17 protein-coding genes are annotated in these 16,295 nt (G+C 55.0%); 7 read left to right on the top strand and 10 right to left on the bottom strand.

Annotated features, from left to right (window positions below; all coding sequences use genetic code 11):
- The first annotated feature begins 104 nt into the window (after positions 1-104).
- The 7 genes from CWO84_RS11745 (at position 105) to CWO84_RS11720 (ending at position 6,131) form a co-directional block, all read left to right on the top strand.
- Positions 105-695, top strand: coding sequence for a TIGR00730 family Rossman fold protein (locus tag CWO84_RS11745; protein ID WP_101052829.1), 591 nt, complete (start codon positions 105-107; stop codon positions 693-695).
- A 101-nt stretch (positions 696-796) separates the two neighbouring features.
- On the top strand, positions 797-1,696 hold the full coding sequence (locus tag CWO84_RS11740; RefSeq protein ID WP_101052827.1) for a PilZ domain-containing protein: 900 nt from the start codon (positions 797-799) through the stop codon (positions 1,694-1,696).
- Positions 1,697-1,867: 171 nt separating this feature from the next.
- Positions 1,868-3,250, top strand: a complete 1,383-nt coding sequence (locus CWO84_RS11735) for an amidase (protein WP_101052825.1) — start codon at positions 1,868-1,870, stop codon at positions 3,248-3,250.
- Between the two features lie 35 nt (positions 3,251-3,285).
- Positions 3,286-4,698, top strand: coding sequence for an ABC transporter substrate-binding protein (locus tag CWO84_RS11730; protein ID WP_101052823.1), 1,413 nt, complete (start codon positions 3,286-3,288; stop codon positions 4,696-4,698).
- An 8-nt stretch (positions 4,699-4,706) separates the two neighbouring features.
- Positions 4,707-4,949 carry a hypothetical protein gene (locus CWO84_RS24625; protein WP_205800371.1) on the top strand — a complete coding sequence of 81 codons (243 nt, stop codon included), beginning with the start codon at positions 4,707-4,709 and terminating at the stop codon, positions 4,947-4,949.
- Positions 4,933-5,361, top strand: coding sequence for an ABC transporter permease subunit (locus CWO84_RS11725; RefSeq protein WP_205800370.1), 429 nt, complete (start codon positions 4,933-4,935; stop codon positions 5,359-5,361). Before CWO84_RS24625 ends, CWO84_RS11725 begins: the two co-directional genes overlap by 17 nt.
- Entirely contained in the window at positions 5,358-6,131 is a 774-nt protein-coding gene (locus CWO84_RS11720) for an ABC transporter ATP-binding protein (protein ID WP_101052821.1), read from the top strand. Before CWO84_RS11725 ends, CWO84_RS11720 begins: the two co-directional genes overlap by 4 nt.
- Before the next feature lie 171 nt (positions 6,132-6,302).
- Here the strand turns inward: CWO84_RS11720 and CWO84_RS11715 are convergent, their stop codons facing one another.
- The 10 genes from CWO84_RS11715 to CWO84_RS11670 all read right to left on the bottom strand — a co-directional run bounded on the left by CWO84_RS11715 (position 6,303) and on the right by CWO84_RS11670 (position 15,848).
- Positions 6,303-7,037, bottom strand: a complete 735-nt coding sequence (locus tag CWO84_RS11715; RefSeq protein WP_101052818.1) for an SIMPL domain-containing protein — start codon at positions 7,035-7,037, stop codon at positions 6,303-6,305.
- 323 nt (positions 7,038-7,360) lie between these two features.
- Positions 7,361-7,798, bottom strand: coding sequence for a transposase (locus tag CWO84_RS11710; protein WP_346426966.1), 438 nt, complete (start codon positions 7,796-7,798; stop codon positions 7,361-7,363).
- 459 nt (positions 7,799-8,257) lie between these two features.
- Positions 8,258-9,232 (bottom strand): HEAT repeat domain-containing protein, encoded by a 975-nt coding sequence (locus CWO84_RS11705; RefSeq protein ID WP_101052816.1) that lies wholly within the window; start codon positions 9,230-9,232, stop codon positions 8,258-8,260.
- A 39-nt stretch (positions 9,233-9,271) separates the two neighbouring features.
- Entirely contained in the window at positions 9,272-10,201 is a 930-nt protein-coding gene (locus CWO84_RS11700; RefSeq protein ID WP_101052814.1) for an NrtA/SsuA/CpmA family ABC transporter substrate-binding protein, read from the bottom strand.
- A 3-nt stretch (positions 10,202-10,204) separates the two neighbouring features.
- Entirely contained in the window at positions 10,205-11,023 is an 819-nt protein-coding gene (locus tag CWO84_RS11695; RefSeq protein ID WP_101052812.1) for an ABC transporter permease, read from the bottom strand.
- A gap of 7 nt (positions 11,024-11,030) precedes the next feature.
- The gene (locus CWO84_RS11690) at positions 11,031-11,882 is read right to left on the bottom strand and encodes an ABC transporter ATP-binding protein (protein ID WP_101052810.1); all 852 of its coding nucleotides are present in this window, start codon (positions 11,880-11,882) and stop codon (positions 11,031-11,033) included.
- Between the two features lie 9 nt (positions 11,883-11,891).
- Positions 11,892-13,046 carry a sulfotransferase gene (locus CWO84_RS11685; protein WP_101052808.1) on the bottom strand — a complete coding sequence of 385 codons (1,155 nt, stop codon included), beginning with the start codon at positions 13,044-13,046 and terminating at the stop codon, positions 11,892-11,894.
- A 74-nt stretch (positions 13,047-13,120) separates the two neighbouring features.
- The gene (locus CWO84_RS11680; protein ID WP_101052806.1) at positions 13,121-13,369 is read right to left on the bottom strand and encodes a ferredoxin family protein; all 249 of its coding nucleotides are present in this window, start codon (positions 13,367-13,369) and stop codon (positions 13,121-13,123) included.
- A complete protein-coding gene (locus CWO84_RS11675; RefSeq protein WP_101052804.1) occupies positions 13,366-15,108 on the bottom strand; it encodes a fumarate reductase/succinate dehydrogenase flavoprotein subunit in 1,743 nt (580 codons plus the stop codon). The genes CWO84_RS11680 and CWO84_RS11675 overlap by 4 nt, the downstream gene beginning before the upstream one ends.
- Positions 15,109-15,110: 2 nt before the next feature.
- The gene (locus tag CWO84_RS11670; protein ID WP_101052802.1) at positions 15,111-15,848 is read right to left on the bottom strand and encodes a GntR family transcriptional regulator; all 738 of its coding nucleotides are present in this window, start codon (positions 15,846-15,848) and stop codon (positions 15,111-15,113) included.
- Positions 15,849-16,295 lie beyond the last annotated feature (447 nt).

The raw sequence follows: 16,295 nt of genomic DNA, 5'->3' as shown, positions 1-16,295 counted from the left end.
CCATGCCAGCTGTTGCCCGAGCATGGGGCGGCAGTAAAATTCGTCTTGCCGCGTCATGGTTTTCCACCGAATATAAGCCACCCTAATTCTCCGGCATACCCGACATGACAACGATAAACAGCATTTGCATCTATTGCGGCTCCAGTCCCGGCCGGCTTGATGCGTATGGCGAGGCCGCGCAGGCGCTGGCCCAAGCCCTGGTCAGCCGCAACATTCGCTTGATTTATGGCGGCGCCGGGATTGGCATCATGGGCACGGTGGCGGATCAGGTGTTAAAGCTCGGCGGTCAGGCCATCGGCGTTATTCCCAAAGCCTTGGCGCACAAGGAGGTCGCCCATCCTAACCTCTCCGAATTACACGTCACCCAATCCATGCACGAGCGAAAAATGCTGATGGCCGAACTGGCGGACGGTTTTATCGCTCTACCCGGCGGTATCGGCACGCTTGAAGAGTTATTCGAGATTTGGACCTGGGCGCAGCTAGGTTTTCACCAAAAGCCCTGCGGCGTGTTAAATGTGGCGGGTTATTACGATGCCTTAATCAGCTTTCTGGATCACGTCACGGCGGAGCAATTCGTCAAACCGCATCACCGCGGCATGTTAATGGTCGAGTCCGACCCAAATTTGTTGCTGGACCGCTATGTCAGTTACCAGGCGCCTGCCGTAAAACAGTGGGTCAGTAAAGACGACACCTGAGCAAACGCGCCAATCTGCGTCCGGGTTATTTTCATGCGGATTGAGAGTTTACGGTCTTGGACTATCATCGACAGTACGTAACAGGCGATTTTTAGGGTTTGATGAATATGGCTAAGGTAAACGGCAAGAAATTGAATCGCAGAGTGGCTTTTCGCATCCACGAGCAAGCCAATCTGTTCTATCGCAAGCTTGATCATGATGGACAAATGCAAGCGCCGGAAAATTTCCATGATTTACTCGGCAACAGCAATCCGCCCGATACCGTCTCGCCTCAAGCGCTACCCGATTCGCAAAGCAGGGAAAACGACACGCTCAACGTCAATATCAGCGCCAGCGGTATCGCTTTTACTGCACAAGAGCCGCTGCAAGCCGGCGATTATCTAATGCTGCGAATATTGCTGTTATCCAATATGACCGCAATCATGACCTGCTGTAAGGTGGTGTATTGCAAGCCCAGCAACCCTTACGAAAACGACCGTTATCCGTATTTAATCGGCGCCCAATTCGTCAATTTGACGCCTGAAGACACGGCGCTGTTAAACAAGCATATCGACAAAACCAAAACACAACAGCGGGCCGTGAACGGCCTGCTGTTAAGCCTGGCCTTATTAATTCTGGCAATGCCGGATGCCGCATTCGGGCTGCTGATGGGCCTGATCCATCATGTTTTCGAAGTGGTTTTGCATGTGGCGCACTTGATGTTTGAGTACGCCGAATACAATCTGGACCATGTCATAGAACATGCATTCCATACCGATACGCATACTACCCAAGTCATCGTTTTTTACATTCTGTGTACGCTAGGCCTGGTTGGCTTGTACTTCATTTGGCGCATTATTCCCCGTCATTGTCGGCGGGCCGGCAATAGCCTGATAGCCTTCTGGTGCCGCAAAAAAGCCAGCTGCCTTTATTATTGGGGCGAGCAAAGTTTGGCCGACAAGATCAAGTTTGTCGGAATAACGCTAGCCGCTGTGGGTTGTTACGGATATTTCGCTATCTGAATCTGTGCACTGCTAAAGCTGCCAAGCCACCACACCGGCAACAGCATCTGTTTGCCTATCAACAATATTGCGCCAACAAACTCCCGGCTTTGTTGTTAAAACAACACCTTAGGCTATGGCATGTTAATTGACTGACAAAGGCTCTCTCGCCTCGGAAATAGGGATAGCCATATGCCAACTGATTTAACACAAGTTAGTGCCAACGAATTGCTCAACTTGTATAAGCGTAAAGCCGCTTCGCCAGTCGAGGTCAGCAAAGCGGTACTCAGCCACATCGAAACCTTACAGCCCTACTTCAATGCTTATCGGGCAGTAGACCCGGACAATGCGTTGGCGCAAGCCAAAGCCTCCGAAGCGCGCTGGCACAAAGGCAAACCCCAAGGTTTACTCGACGGCGTGCCGGTGGGGTTCAAGGATTTACTAAACGTACAAGGCTTTCCCACCCGCAAAGGCAGCTTGGCGACCTCGGACAAACCGCAAACAGAAGATAGTCCGGCCGCCGCCCGGCTACGCGAATCGGGAGCGATTTTGTTGGGAAAAACCCAGACCGCTGAATTCGGTTGGAAAGGCCTTACCGAAACCAAGCTGGCCGGTGTCACACCCAACGCCTGGGATCGGCAACACGCCAGCGGCGGCAGTAGCGGTGGCGCGGCGGTAGCCGCGGCTTTGGGCCTGGGCCCCTTGCAAGTGGGTACCGATGGCGGCGGCTCGATTCGCCAGCCGGCGGCCGTGAATGGCGTGTACGGTTTTAAACCCACCTACGGCCGCGTGGCCGGATTTCCGGCTGCGCATAACGGCAGCTTGTTCCATATCGGCCCGCTGACCCGCACCGTCACCGATGCGGCGTTGTTGTTAAACGTGATTGCCGCACCGGATGTCCGCGATTGGACCAGTCTACCCAGCGACGGCCGCAACTGGACCGATAAGCTGAACAATGGCATCAAAGGCTTACGTATCGCCTACAGCCGGACGTTGGGTTATCTGACGGTCGATCCGGAAATTCAAGCCTTGGTCGACAAAGCGGTTTCCGAGTTAGCCAAGCAAGGGGCGATCATCGAAAACGTCGATCCCGGTTTCGAAAATCCCGCCCCCATCCTGGACGCACTAGCGGCGGAACGCGCCATCCGCCTGCGGCGCGACATCGGCGACGCCGGCGTGGCGCTGCTCGATCCGGCCATACAGGCGTCCATAGCAAAAGCCGAGAAGCATACCCTGGCCGAGGTGGTGGAAGCGCATGAACGTCGTGCCGCGCTGGGAGCAGCGCTGCGCCGGTTTCACCAGCGCTACGATTTACTGGTCACGCCGGTTACCTCAAAACCGGTGCCAGCCCTGGGCACCGCGCCGGAAGCACCGTTTTTATCGCCGTTTAATCTGACCCAGCAACCGGCGGCAGCGGTGCCGATCGGTTTCGATAGCCACGGCCTACCGGTGGCCTTGCATATCGTCGGCGCGCAATTTAACGACGCGCTGGTGCTGCGCGCGTCGCGGGCATACGAAGCCGCCCACCCGTTCGCCACCCGTCCTTTCGACAGTGCGGCTAAAACGCCTGCATAAAACCACCGACAAACGTCATTTGCATTCAACAACCTATGAAAGTAGCACTACGCAATCTGCTTCTATTCCTCAGCCTGCTATCCAGCGATGGGGCTGTTGCCGAAAAAATCCGCATCGCCATTGGCACCCAGGACACCACCATCAACTGCGCCGCCGGCGGCCTGTTGATCCGCGAACTGCAATTGTTGGAAAAATATCTGCCGCATGACGGCAAATATCAAAACGCCGAATACGACATCCAATGGCACAACTTTACTTCCGGCGCGCCGTTGACTAACGAAATGGTGGCCGGCAAACTGGATATCGGCTCGATGGCCGATTTTCCGGGCGCGTTCAACATCGAGGCATTTCGTAAAGCCGGCAAGAAAAGTCTGTTTATCAATGTGCTATCCGGCAGCACGGCCGGCAGCGGCAACGGCGTGGTGGTGCCCAAGGATTCGGCGGCGCAATCCCTGGCCGACTTAAAAGGCAAAACCATTTCGGTACCGTTCGCCTCCACCGCCCATGGCATGCTGCTCAGAGCCGTCGCCCAGCAGGGCTGGCATCCGGACGAGGATGTAAATATCATCACCCAGGCTCCGGAAATCGCCGGTTCCGCGCTGTTGACGCATAAAGTCGATGCCCACGCCGATTTCGTACCGTTCGCCGAGTTATTTCCGTATCGCGGTTTTGCCAGAAAAATCTACGACGGCGCGCAATCCAACACACCGACCTTCCACGGAACGCTGGCCGACGCCGATTTTGCGGAAAAGCATCCCGAACTAATCGTGGCCTTTTTGCGCGCCGCGCTGGAAGCCAACCAATTGCTGGCCGCGGAACCCGAAAAATACAGCGAGCTGATCGCCAAACACACCGGTATCGAAGCGGAAGTGGCTTATCTATTCCACGGCCCGCTGGGCGTGCAAACCCGCGATTTCACCTGGAAGCCTGAATACCGGCAAGCCTTAAAAACCGCCTTCGAAACCTTAAAACTGCTGAAACGCACCAGCACCGACTTGGATGTCGAACAATACATCGACGACCGTTACCTGAGGACCGCTTTCAAGCAAGCCGGGCTGGATTACGATGCCAAGCTCAAGGATTATTCGCCGAAGCCTATCTCTAACGGCCAAGCGATAACTGACGCCAAGCAAGCCGCGCAGATCTGGGTTAACGGCGAACCGACCGTTCGCAGCTACGCCTCTGCCGCCTCGGCTTTTACCACACTGAATGAATTGCATAAAGCCGGCAAAACGGCGCGCGCAGTGTATTTGCAGGATAGCGCCAGCGGCATCAAGTTGCTGGCAAACGACGCCTGGTTCGTGCTGGAGCAAAACCACCTCAGCGCTTTCCTGTCCAAGGCCCAAGCGGATACCCAAGCCAGCCAACAGGACGGCCGGGTTTTGGATTTTGCCGGCGCGCAAACGGCCTTTGCCAATCCGTCGGCGTTAGCAACTGCGGTTCGGTAACATACGCCTTGAAATATCCAAGCTTTAAACGCCCGTTACTGCGCGCCGCTTCGCTTGGGTTTTGCCTGATCGCCTGGCACTTGCTGTCCACATTGCATATGGATTTGGGCATGGTCACTTTTCAAAACCTGCCGACGCCGACCGAGGTGCTTGCAGAAGGCTGGCACTTGCTGCAATCCAAGAAAACCCTGGCACATTTGACGGCCAGCTTGTCGCGGGTGTTTGGCGATTTTGATGTTTCCCTCCACTGAATTGTCGATGACCTACATCACCTTCACCGGCGCCTTGTTTCCGATTTTGTTAAACACCATCCACGGTGTGGCCGGCGTCGATGCCCGTCTGCTGGCTTCGGCCCGCAGCTTGGGCGCCACGCAAATGGCAGTGTTTTACGAAGTGATATTGCCGGGCGCGGCACCGAATATCTTCACCGGCTTATCGATAGGCATGGGCACCGCCTGGTTTTGCCTGGTCACCGCAGAAATGATCGCCGGGCAATTTGGTATCGGCTACTACACCTGGTCGGCTTACACCATTCAAAATTATGCCGGTATCGTGGTCGGCATGCTGCTGATCGGCAGTTTGGGCCTGCTCAGCAGCCAGTTAGTCAAAAGACTCGGTCAGGCCTTAACGCCCTGGCATCGGCCGCCAGCAAAACCCCTATGAGCCATACCGAGCTAGGCCGGGTCGACATCGAAAACCTGTCGATCAGTTTAGGCAGCGGCAAGCAAGCCTTTGAAGCGGTGCAGGATGTAAGTGTCTCGATAGCCCCCGGCGAGTTCATTTGCCTGTTGGGTCCGTCGGGCTGCGGCAAATCGACCTTGCTGGGTGCATTGGCCGGCCACTTACCGGCCAGTGGCGGCCTCCGGGTTGATGCCCGGCCGATCAACGGCCCCGATGCCGAGCGTGGCATCGTGTTTCAGCAACACACGCTGTTTCCATGGAAATCAGTGATCGACAACGTGGCGTTTGGCTTGAAGATGCAAGGCATCCGACGCGACACCCGCCGTGAACAAGCGCGCGAGTTATTAAAACTGGTGGGACTGGGCGGCTTCGAAGAGCACTATCCCGCCCAACTGTCCGGCGGCATGCAGCAGCGCGTGGAAATTGCCAGAGTATTAATCAATTCGCCCAAGGTAATATTGATGGACGAACCCTTCGGCGCGCTGGACGCGCAAACCCGCATCATGATGCAACAATTGCTGCTGCGGGTTTGGGAGCGCTTCAACACCACCATCGTCTTCGTCACCCACGACATCGACGAAGCCTTGTTTTTAGCCGACCGAATTCTGGTGATGAGCGCCCGGCCGGGGCGAATCATCGAAGACCTTGCTTTGGATTTTCAGCGGCCGCGCGATGCGGAACTGCTTACGTCCCAGGCTTTCATGCACCTGAAGCGGCATTGTTTGCAGCTATTGCATTTGCAGGGTGCCTAGTTGCCGTTGCGGTGATTTTGGTGATGGTCGGCCAACGAACAAAGTAGATTTTGAATGCTCCAGTCGGCCAATTGCGGACGGCTGCGTTCTCGTCAAAAGTGGAAGTAATTGAATATATACCTGCCTGCATGTCAATGAAGCCTTAGTTAAGCGTGCCTACGGTAATGGCATTTATTTTTCGCTTAATTTGTAAATAGCATTGACTCTTTTTTTAATTTTTATGGAAGATGGAATAAAAGTAATTGAATCGCCTTTGTAGGCGGATTTCTTAAACATTCTGTCCAGTCTATCATTTGAACTTGACAGACCAAATGCATCCTCTATTGAACCAAAACTTTTTTCTGATACGGCAAGCACTGAACCCAATTGTCCGCCTGTGCTATTTGCCATTACTTCCGCTTTGGTTTTTGCATCGGCACAAGCATCTATGGTTAATTGCTGTTCAATATCTTTGCGTTCTACAACATCAAACGTTGAATAAAAATCAGAAACATTTTTGAGGCTGACTAGTTTGTTCATCAATAATCCATATTTATTTAAATCGCTCAATCTAAGATTAAATTTCTGTTGAACATCGTAGCCTAATATCTTTAACTGTCTCCCGTTATCATCAGTTTCACGAACGGTAGTTTTATCAATATCGTATGACTCAATATTTTCTTCAGAAATATCGATTTTATTGAATAGCTCTTTTAGTTCAAGACTTTGCTTTTGTAAGTCTTTGAACGCTTTATCTGGATTCTCGTCAAAAGTTTTAATGTAAAACGTAAAGTCAACCAAGTTTGGTTGCACTTCTCTTTCGGCTTCGCCTTCTGAATAAATAAATGGGGTATCTGGCATTTGAATTGCGCAAGCAGAATAGGCAAATAACTGTAACGCTATAACAAAAATAAGTTTGTATATCATGTTAATCCTAAAATTTACTGTTGTAGTCAATGACAAACATAGCAGAAATAGGTAATTCAGTGGTCACCCGTATAAATCTTCCGCAACGGACGTAACGGATAATGGATGACTACTGTCCTACTGTCAGAGGACATATAAATAGCTGCTACAAAGGGCGGCTTGGGGTCGAACAGCCCGTGGATGCGCCAACCAATGGGCGGCGCATCTTTCGAGTTATTAAATTCCTTCAATATCCAACGGCATAACGCTACCCCAGTTTTCGGGATAAATTCCTTGCTTGACGTAATTCTGAAAACTCGAATAAGGCCAGTCCGTTACCAAATTTACCCATTGATGCTTGACCGGATTCCAATGGATGTAATCCATGTGTCGGCTGTAATCTTCTTGATCGCGCAAGCCATGTTCCCAAAATCGCCGCTGCCACTTGTGCCCTTTGGGTAAATGCCTCGTTCCCTTCGAGATTTTCGACTGGCTGAAACTCGCTCCCCTTTTTCCAGGCTCTTGGAAAAGGCGCCTTTCAAAACATTCCAGCGAGTTGAGAAATCGGAATTCCCTTCAGGTAAAGCCCAAATACAATGAATGTGGTCCGGTAAAACAACTACGGCGTCTATTTTGAAAGGATGTCGGCGTTTGGTATAGGCAAATGCCTTGCGCAATAAATCGATATTATCAATCAATAATCGGTTTCCCTTTCGTTGCGCCAAATTGACGGTAAAAAACCATGATGCGCCGGGAATATAGAGTCTACGATAATCCGTCATATTAAATCGATGGTTGGTGCCATTATTATCTCGAACGATGCGCCGCCCGTTGGTTGGCACATCCTACCCGAGTTTCAAAATCAACCGCCATTTATCGGCAATTTTAATGTCGGGAATGTGTTGAATAGCTTACATACAGCGTCGTGTAGTGAATGACTATTCTGGGGCGATCAGACACTTTGACGCTTTTTAAACTTACCCAAATTGAATTTCAACTGATGCCGCTTTACATGCCGCGTATCGAGTTGCCAAACTGACCACTGTCCGCATTTTCTAGGTTGTTCGAGCTCGGAGCTGAATTGTTGTAGAAAATTACTCTATTGATGCAGCTCCGAGCTGCAATGCTGCGGAAATTTTCTTGAATGACTTAGAAAATATGCTGATGCCTGGCTATTTCCAGCCATAACCTTTCAATTGCCGGCAAAATCGATTCGGCGGGTGACGCTGCGCTTAGCCGCCCTACCTTTTGGCAGCAAGTAAGGTCTCGATACGGGTCAGGGCGATGCGTGCCAGTTTTCTCACTTCCGGGTCGGGATCGGCTTCGGCGGCGGTCAGTGCCGGTATCGCGGCATCGGCGCCGATTTCGCCGAGCGCGATGACCGCCTCCTTGCGCAGATTGCTGACCGGATGCGTTAGCGTTTCTACCAATGCCGGCAGCGCATCGGCATGACCGATGCGGCCCAGTGCGCGGGCCGCGCGCAGGCGTACCTGCCAGTAATCGTCGTTTAATGCGGTAATCAATTCCGGCACTGCGGCAGCCAATTTCAATTTGCCCAAGGTCGTGACCGCTTCTTCGCGCACCACCCAGGAGGTATCCCGTAAGGCTGCAAGTAGGGCCGGCAATACGGTTTGATCGCTGGCCATGCCCAACGCGCCGGTCGCGGCGCGTCTTACTTCGATGTCCTGATCCCGCTCGGCTAGGTGCGCCAGTTTCGGTAGCGCCTGACTAAACTTCAACCACCCCAAAACCCCAACTGCCTCGCGCCGTACCGAGGCATCGCCATCGGCAAGCGCGGACAAGGCCAGCGACGCCGCTTCAGTCAAACGCAGCTCGCGCACTGCGCGCAATGCGGCGCTGCGAACGAAGCTGTCGTTATGTTCCAGCCAAGGCAGTAACTGCAAACCGGCCGCGCGGGTCTTTATGCCGGACAGGCTTTGCGCGGCGGCGTTACGCACCGCCTCATCGGTATCGAGCAGCAAATCGGCCAACGCGGTAATCACCGGGGCGTCTTCCCAGCCGACCAGCAGCGTGGCGGCTTCGGCGCGAATTTCCGCTACCGGATCGCTGGTAGCCTGGATCAGCCAAGGTAATTGGCTTTCATCCTCCGCGTCGGCCAGTTCGATCAAGGCAAGCCTGCGTACCGTGGCATCGGCGTCGGTAAGGCGCGGCAATAGCGCGGCAAGACTGGGGTTGTCGGAAAAAATATCGGTCATGGTCGGTGGGTATCCGTGGGTAATGTGTTTTGAAAGCGCTTATTGGCCGGGAAAATCTTGGGCCAGCTTTATCAACCCTAACTCGTGAAATTGCCGCCAGCGCGCTTGATAGAACTGGCGCAGTTCCGGTGTTAAAGCCAGCAGTTCGGCATTGGCCTGTTCGGCTTTGGTAAAGGCCGGATCTTCGTTTGAAGTCTGCCTGACGAATTTAGCGTCGATACGCAATTTCTCGGCAAACCATTGGCTGGCTTGTTCCGGGTTTTGTGCGGTATAAACCACTGATTCCCGCAGCGCCGCCAGATAAAGCTCGCGGGCATTGGGCTGCTTTTGCAAAAACTCGCTGCGCAAAACGGTTAGAAAAGGAAACGGCCAGCGCTGAATCGAGCGCGCGCCGAATTGTTCTTTAACCCTTGTCGCCTGCGGCTCGCGGATCACTGCCGCATCGACTTGCGCTTGAGCGATCAACGCCGGCAGTTCGGCGGGCGGCGTGTTGATCAGTTCCACGTCCGCTGGCTTTAGGCCATTTTGCTGGAGCGCGAGCAGCAAGTCGGCATAGGAATCGGAGCCGAACGACGCCGCGATTTTCTTGCCTTTCAAGTCCTGGAAGGTTTTGCTATTGCTGGCCGTCGGCACCAGCAAGGAATGACTGGAATAGCCAAGCTGGCCGACTACCACGGCTTTGTTGGGCTGTTTATTCAGGAAGGTGGCGATTGGCAACGGACTGCTAACCACCGCATCGAGCTGGCCGGCGGCCAGCGCCTCCATCATCGGCGGACCGTTCTGGAAAACCTGGAATTCGGCAGCCAGCCCGTGTTTGTTGGCGATACCGGCCATTTCCATCACCACCGGGTAAACACCGTTCATGCCGGATGGATAGCCGATTCTGATCTTGATTGCCTCCTGAGCTGAAGCCCCCAAGGAGGCCGTGAACAGCAGCAGAGTGGAAAGAATACGCAGCGTATAAAACATGATTCAAGTTTTGTGTGAGTGATTAGCCTGCCAGGGCAAGACGATCCGCTCGATGCGGACCAGCGCGAAATTCATCAACGATCCCAACACGCCGATGGTGACCATCCCGACCAACACTGCGCCGGTGTCGAGATTGATGCGATGAATTTGAATCATGTAACCCAACCCGGATTGAGCCGCGACCAGTTCGGCGGTGACCACAGCCATCCAGGATTGGCCCAGGCCGATTTTCAAACCGGTCCATATCTGCGGGAAAGCGGCCGGCAGGAACACCCGCAGCAATAGATCGGCTTTGCCCGCGCCCATGAAACGGGCGGCATGGATGTAATGCGGCTCGACGCCCAGGCCGCCGGCGAAAGCATTCAGAAAGATCGGAAAAAAAGCCGCCAGCGCGGTGATAAAAAAGCTGGAACCGTTCTTGATGCCGAACCATAAAATCGCCAGCGGAATCCAGGCGATAGGCGGAATCGGCCGCAGCAGCGTGACGATGGGCAGCAGCAAGCGCCGCAAGGTAGTGAAATAGGCCATGGTCAGAGCGAGCGGCACCGCCAATATCACCGCTAAAAAGAAGCCGATCAACACCCGCTCCAAGCTGGCCAGTATGTCTCGCACCAAACTATGATCGTCAATTAGCTGCCAGAGGCTGGCGACTACCGTGGTCAAATCCGGCAGTAATACCGGATTGCCGACTATTTTGGCGGCCAGCAGCCAAACCAGCAGGAACAAGCCATAGCTGATCAGCGGCCAGCCCAGGGCGGCAAACAACCTCCCGGTTTTACGACGGACGTGGTGCAACGCGGTGTTTGATTTGATTGCCGACATGCTTTGCTCAACGGTTAAACACTTTCAGGCTTTCTTCCCTGACCGCGCGGTGGATGGTCTTGCGCAGCCGTTCGAATCCGGGCGAGCTGAGGATTTCCGCGGTGCGCGGGCGCGGCAGGTCGATGGCTATGTCGGCTTTGACACCGCCCGGTTCTGTACGCATCACGATCACCCGGTCGGCGAGGTAGATTGCTTCGTCGACGTCGTGCGTGATGAACACCACGCTGGTGCCGAAGCGGTCCCAGATTTTCAGCAGTTCTTCCTGCATCACGCTGCGGGTTTGCGCATCCAGCGCGCCGAAAGGTTCGTCCATCAACAGCAGGGTCGGCTTTGTCGCCAAGGCGCGGGCAATTGCCACACGCTGTTGCATGCCGCCGGACAGCGCGTTCGGATAGGACTTGGCGAAGCGTTCCAGGCCGACCATCCGCAGTAGTTCCGACGCGATGTTTTCCGGTTCCGGCAGTCCCAGCATGCGCGGCCCGAACGCTACGTTTTGCAGCGCGGTCAGCCAGGGAAACAGCGAGTGCTGTTGAAAAACCACGTTACATAACGGCGTCGGTTCCTTGACCGGCGCGCCATCGATACTTACCGTGCCGGTGGTGGGCTTGAGCATGCCGGAGACGATATTCAGCAATGTCGATTTGCCGCAGCCGGACGGGCCGAGCAACGCCGTAAAGGCGCCGGCGTGCAAGTCCAGATCGACGCGGTCCAGAGCGGTATGCTCGCGTTCCAAACCGCGAAACACCATAGACACATCGCGTAAAGCAATCCGTCCCCGGCCGCTACGCAGCGACGGAGCGCTGTCGGTAAACGCGGCGCTTATCGCCGGGCTGGGTTGGCTTGCTGCGGAGTTCAACATCGTCCGGCCTTACAATACGACTTCGTTGCTAGTATAGACGCGCTTCACGCCGAAGTGCTCTTTCCAACGCCGTTGCGCGCGGTAGCCGGCGATTTCCTCTTCCTGGGGATGGCCGTGCGGAAACTCGGCGGGTACGTCGCTATCCGACCATAGGCCAAGCCGTTTGCGTTCCAGGCGTTGGTCGATCAGCCAGTCGTTGTAGCTTTCGTGCACCAGATGGCCGTCCGGCGCGCCGAGCAGGGCCGCGCGGGTGCGTTGGTCGCGTTCCAAATACAGGTTTAACTCCTTGTCGTCGATCCGGGCCGGTTCTACATCCACCGAATAGCCGGCGTCACTCAGCGCCTGGCCGGCGATGGCTGCGAAGATGGCTTGTTCTTCCAGACTTAATTCGCGCCGATAGCGGCCTATCCATTGAGTGCTGACCGGTTGACCCAGCGGGGCGTGATCGCGGGTTTGGCTGCGGCGCTGGGCTATGCTGCCTTGATGAAAGTCCAGCAAGGCCGGAGAAAACTCTTCGCCGAGAAACTCGCATACCGCCTGTAATACCGGCAGCGGGTCGCGGGCCAACTGTTCGTAGCTGACATCCAGCCATTGTCCGGCGTCGAGTTTTTCCCGCCAGGGCTTTACCGCGTTCTGGCAAAGCTTCCAGGTGCGTGCCGCCGCGTAAATGTTGGTGGGGCCGAATGCGGAACGCAGATATTCAGCGCTGGCATCACGGCCGTCGCGGGTCAGAAACACAAATTGCGCATCTGGAAAGTCCTCCAGAATCTGCCCGACATAAAACAGGTTGTGCGGGGTCTTTTCCCCCCAGCGCGGCTTGTTTTGCAGACGGGCATAGCGTTCGAACATCGCGGTATAGATGCCGGCGAAGCTGGGCTGCGGCGCGCTGGCTAAAATCTCGTCGACGATAGTCGCCGGATTAACCGGCATATCCCAGAACGGCGTCTTTAAACCAAACACCATTTCATCGGCCAGGGTGCGTAAGTTTTGGGCTTGCGACAGATCGCCGTAGCTGAACAGATAAGGCCGAAAACGCGGGTAATACCAAGCCACCTCCGGCACGGCGATACGCGGGTGATTGCCCAGCATGGCCATCAATAGCGTGGTGCCGGAGCGCTCGGAGCCGATGATGAATAGCGGTCGTTCCTTCAATGTAATTGCCATAAAATTTCTCGATTTTTTATCCCTACGCCGCACGAGTGCGACATGCTTGAATGGGTTTGCTGCTTTCCCAATAACTACCGCAGTAAATACGGAATTTCCACGCTGACCGCGCCGGTGGGGCAATCCTTCTCACACGGCAGGCAGTACCAGCATTCGTCGAAGGTCATTTGGGCCTTGCCCGTCAAGGGATTGATCGCCAACACATCGAGCGGGCAGGCTTCCACACACACGGTGCAACCTTTGTCGGCGATGCATTTGTTCTCGTCGATAGTGACCGGCACATTGCTGCGCTGAGTTGCGGTGGGAAATGAGGATTTGCTCATGGTGCAACCGCCTCCGATGTTTGGGTTGGATTGATGCGTAAACGCTGATAAGCGGCTTTTTCCTGGTCGTCGACCGGGATGACGTAAGGTTCCAACGGTCGTTTGAAACAGGCCATGTCGCCGCCGGCATTTTTGTGCAATTGCACGTGCACCAGCCAGTCGGCATCGTTGCGCGCCGGGTAATCCACCCTAGCGTGGTAAAGCCCCCAACGGCTTTCGGTGCGATATAGAGAGGCACGCGCCGTCATTTCCGCGCAATCGCGGATCGCGTGCACTTCCATGGCACGCATCAATTCGTGGGGATTGTTGGCATGCAATACGTCTAAGTCGTCGCGTATGCTGTCGAAACGTTCCAGACCGATTTCCATCTTGCGGGTGACTTTCGGCGGCTGCAGGTAATCGTTGACCATACGCCTTAATTTGTATTCAACTTGTGCCGGCGGCAATCCGGATTCGCGTTTTAACGGTGCCCACACCCGTTGCCGTTCGGCGTCCAGTTGCGCGGGATCGACCTCCGCCTGTCCGTGTTCGTTGGCATGGCGCGCCGCCGATTCGCCGGCAAATCCGCCATAAACAAAAGCACCGAGCATGTAATTGTGCGGTACGCAGGCCAGGTCGCCGGCGGCATACAGGCCCGGCACGGTGGTGGCTGCGTGCTCGTCTACCCAAACGCCGGACGCCGAATGGCCGCTGCATAAGCCAATTTCGGAGATATGCATTTCGACCATGCGTTCCCGGTAATCGGTGCCGCGCCCAGCATGAAAGCGGCCGCGACTGGGGCGCTCGTTGCCGTGCAAGATGGTTTCGATGCTGCCTATGGTTTCCTCGGCCAGATGATCCAATTTCAGAAATACCGGGCCGTTGCCGCTTTCCAGTTCGTTATAAAACTCCTGCATCATCTGCCCTGACCAGTAATCGCATTCGATAAAGCGCTGGCCCTTGCTGTTGGCGGTGTAGCCGCCGAACGGGCCGGTAACATAGGCGCAGGCCGGCCCGTTGTAATCCTTGATTAATGGGTTGATCTGGAAACATTCGATGCCGGACAGTTCCGCGCCGGCGTGATAGGCCATGCTGTAACCGTCGCCGGCATTGGTCGGGTTTTCGTAGGTACCGAACAAGTAACCGGAGGCCGGCAAGCCCAAACGGCCGGCGGCGCCGGTGGCCAGTACGACCGATTTGGCCTTGATCACATGAAAATCCGCCGTGCGGCAGTCGAATGCAAACACGCCGGCAATCCGACCGTCCGCGCCGACGATCAAGCGCGTGGCTACCAGGCGATTGGTAATTTCCACGCGGTTGCGTTTTAACTGCCGGTATAGAATCTTTTTAATATCGTGGCCTCCCGGCATCGGCAGTACGTAGGTGCCCATGTGATGGACTTTTTTTACGGCATAATCGCCGGTTTCGTCCTTTTCGAACTTCACGCCCCAGCGGTCCAGTTCTTCGATCATCGCAAAACTGTTTTGCGCGTAGGCCAGCACGGTTTTCTGATTGACGATGCCGTCGTTGGCGACGGTGATTTCCCGCACGTACTGTTCCGGCGTGGCATGACCGGGCACCACGGCGTTGTTCAGGCCGTCCATGCCCATGGAGATGGCGCCGCTACGTTTGACGTTGGCTTTTTCCAGCAGCAAAACCTTTAAATTCGGATTGGCCTGTTTGGCTTTGACCGCGGCCATCGGCCCGGCCGTACCGCCGCCAATGACTAGTACATCTACAGAGTGTTCGATGGTATTCATGTTTATCGCTCGATGCGTGCGCGTAGTTGAAAGTTATCCGCCCGGCAATACAGGTATTCGAAATCCAGCGGTTCTCCGTCTTTGGTATGGGTCAGCCGTTCGATACGCAAAACGGGCGAGCCGTCCGCAATTTGCAGCAAGGCCGCCAGTTCGGCATCGGCCAGCACGGCGTCTATGCTTAGATCGGCGTAACCCAATGCAATGGCATAGTCGTTTTCCAGAATCAGGAAGATGTCGCGCGTAGCCAGATTTTCCTGCACCAGCCGCTTGCCGAGGGTAGCGGCCACATAGGTCACATCCAACGATACCGGCTGGCGATTCAGATGGCGGACCCGCTTTAGTTCGGTAACCGGTTCGCCTTCCGCCAGACCCAGCTTTTGCGCAACAGCCGGGCCTGCCGGCAGATGTTTGATGCCGACCACGCGGTTGTAGATTTCGTGGCCTTGCTCCGAGAAAGCTTCGGCAAACCCTTGTAGACGGGCCAAGGATTGAAATGGCTTGGGCAAGGAAACGAACATGCCTTTGCCGGCCACCTTGAACAACACACCCTCCTTTTCCAACTCGCCCAAGGCCTGGCGTACGGTGATGCGGCTGACGCCGTAGCTGTTCATCAACTCGCTTTCCGACGGCAGGCGCGCGTGGGGTTTATAGACGCCAGCCACGATGTGCGCCCGCAATTCGTCGCGGATGCGGGCATATAAGGAACCTGGCGGTGTGCTGTGGGCTTTATCGGCAAGCATTTAAGTCATAACTGGTCATTACGGGTTATGACTCGTCAACGCAAATGACATGCCAGCGCTAGAGACGCATTGCTTATATGCCGCTAACCAAATGATTTTATGAAATAAGTTGTGAGTTGACGTCGAGCGGCGTAACGACTTTGGCAACTGCGAAACGTTGCCAAGTGCTGATCAGGGAACAGCGATTGCTGGCACATTGACCGAAAACCAGCAGGCTGCCGATATGGAGTAGCGCTCGGCGACAATAAAAAGGCTTTATACCGTCTACTGAATAGGTCCGCACGTCGCCGGTGCGGGATCGACATACTCCAGGCCTGCCATTGTTGTTTGAGCGGGGTGAGAATTTCCGGATTTTGCAGGACGAGCAGCAATGACTGCCGATTTTAGGAAATGATGGGGAGGACGGGGTTTGTAAAAATCGCTGGGCTTTAGCGAAACAGCCCAGCC

The organism is Methylomonas sp. Kb3, from assembly GCF_002834115.1.
Classification (GTDB): domain Bacteria; phylum Pseudomonadota; class Gammaproteobacteria; order Methylococcales; family Methylomonadaceae; genus Methylomonas; species Methylomonas defluvii.
This window is presented reverse-complemented; position numbering and strand designations above follow the sequence as displayed.

Excerpts from the sequence above, each read along its gene's own strand:
- CWO84_RS11705 (WP_101052816.1), bottom strand. The coding sequence starts at position 9,232 with ATGACCGATATTTTTTCCGACAACCCCAGTCTTGCCGCGCTATTGCCG.
- CWO84_RS11745 (WP_101052829.1), top strand. The coding sequence starts at position 105 with ATGACAACGATAAACAGCATTTGCATCTATTGCGGCTCCAGTCCCGGC.
- CWO84_RS11685 (WP_101052808.1), bottom strand. The coding sequence starts at position 13,046 with ATGGCAATTACATTGAAGGAACGACCGCTATTCATCATCGGCTCCGAG.
- CWO84_RS11700 (WP_101052814.1), bottom strand. The coding sequence starts at position 10,201 with ATGTTTTATACGCTGCGTATTCTTTCCACTCTGCTGCTGTTCACGGCC.
- CWO84_RS11695 (WP_101052812.1), bottom strand. The coding sequence starts at position 11,023 with ATGTCGGCAATCAAATCAAACACCGCGTTGCACCACGTCCGTCGTAAA.
- CWO84_RS11735 (WP_101052825.1), top strand. The coding sequence starts at position 1,868 with ATGCCAACTGATTTAACACAAGTTAGTGCCAACGAATTGCTCAACTTG.
- CWO84_RS11725 (WP_205800370.1), top strand. The coding sequence starts at position 4,933 with ATGTTTCCCTCCACTGAATTGTCGATGACCTACATCACCTTCACCGGC.
- CWO84_RS11715 (WP_101052818.1), bottom strand. The coding sequence starts at position 7,037 with ATGATATACAAACTTATTTTTGTTATAGCGTTACAGTTATTTGCCTAT.
- CWO84_RS11710 (WP_346426966.1), bottom strand. The coding sequence starts at position 7,798 with ATGACGGATTATCGTAGACTCTATATTCCCGGCGCATCATGGTTTTTT.
- CWO84_RS11670 (WP_101052802.1), bottom strand. The coding sequence starts at position 15,848 with ATGCTTGCCGATAAAGCCCACAGCACACCGCCAGGTTCCTTATATGCC.
- CWO84_RS11675 (WP_101052804.1), bottom strand. The coding sequence starts at position 15,108 with ATGAATACCATCGAACACTCTGTAGATGTACTAGTCATTGGCGGCGGT.
- CWO84_RS11720 (WP_101052821.1), top strand. The coding sequence starts at position 5,358 with ATGAGCCATACCGAGCTAGGCCGGGTCGACATCGAAAACCTGTCGATC.
- CWO84_RS11740 (WP_101052827.1), top strand. The coding sequence starts at position 797 with ATGAATATGGCTAAGGTAAACGGCAAGAAATTGAATCGCAGAGTGGCT.
- CWO84_RS11680 (WP_101052806.1), bottom strand. The coding sequence starts at position 13,369 with ATGAGCAAATCCTCATTTCCCACCGCAACTCAGCGCAGCAATGTGCCG.
- CWO84_RS11730 (WP_101052823.1), top strand. The coding sequence starts at position 3,286 with ATGAAAGTAGCACTACGCAATCTGCTTCTATTCCTCAGCCTGCTATCC.
- CWO84_RS11690 (WP_101052810.1), bottom strand. The coding sequence starts at position 11,882 with ATGTTGAACTCCGCAGCAAGCCAACCCAGCCCGGCGATAAGCGCCGCG.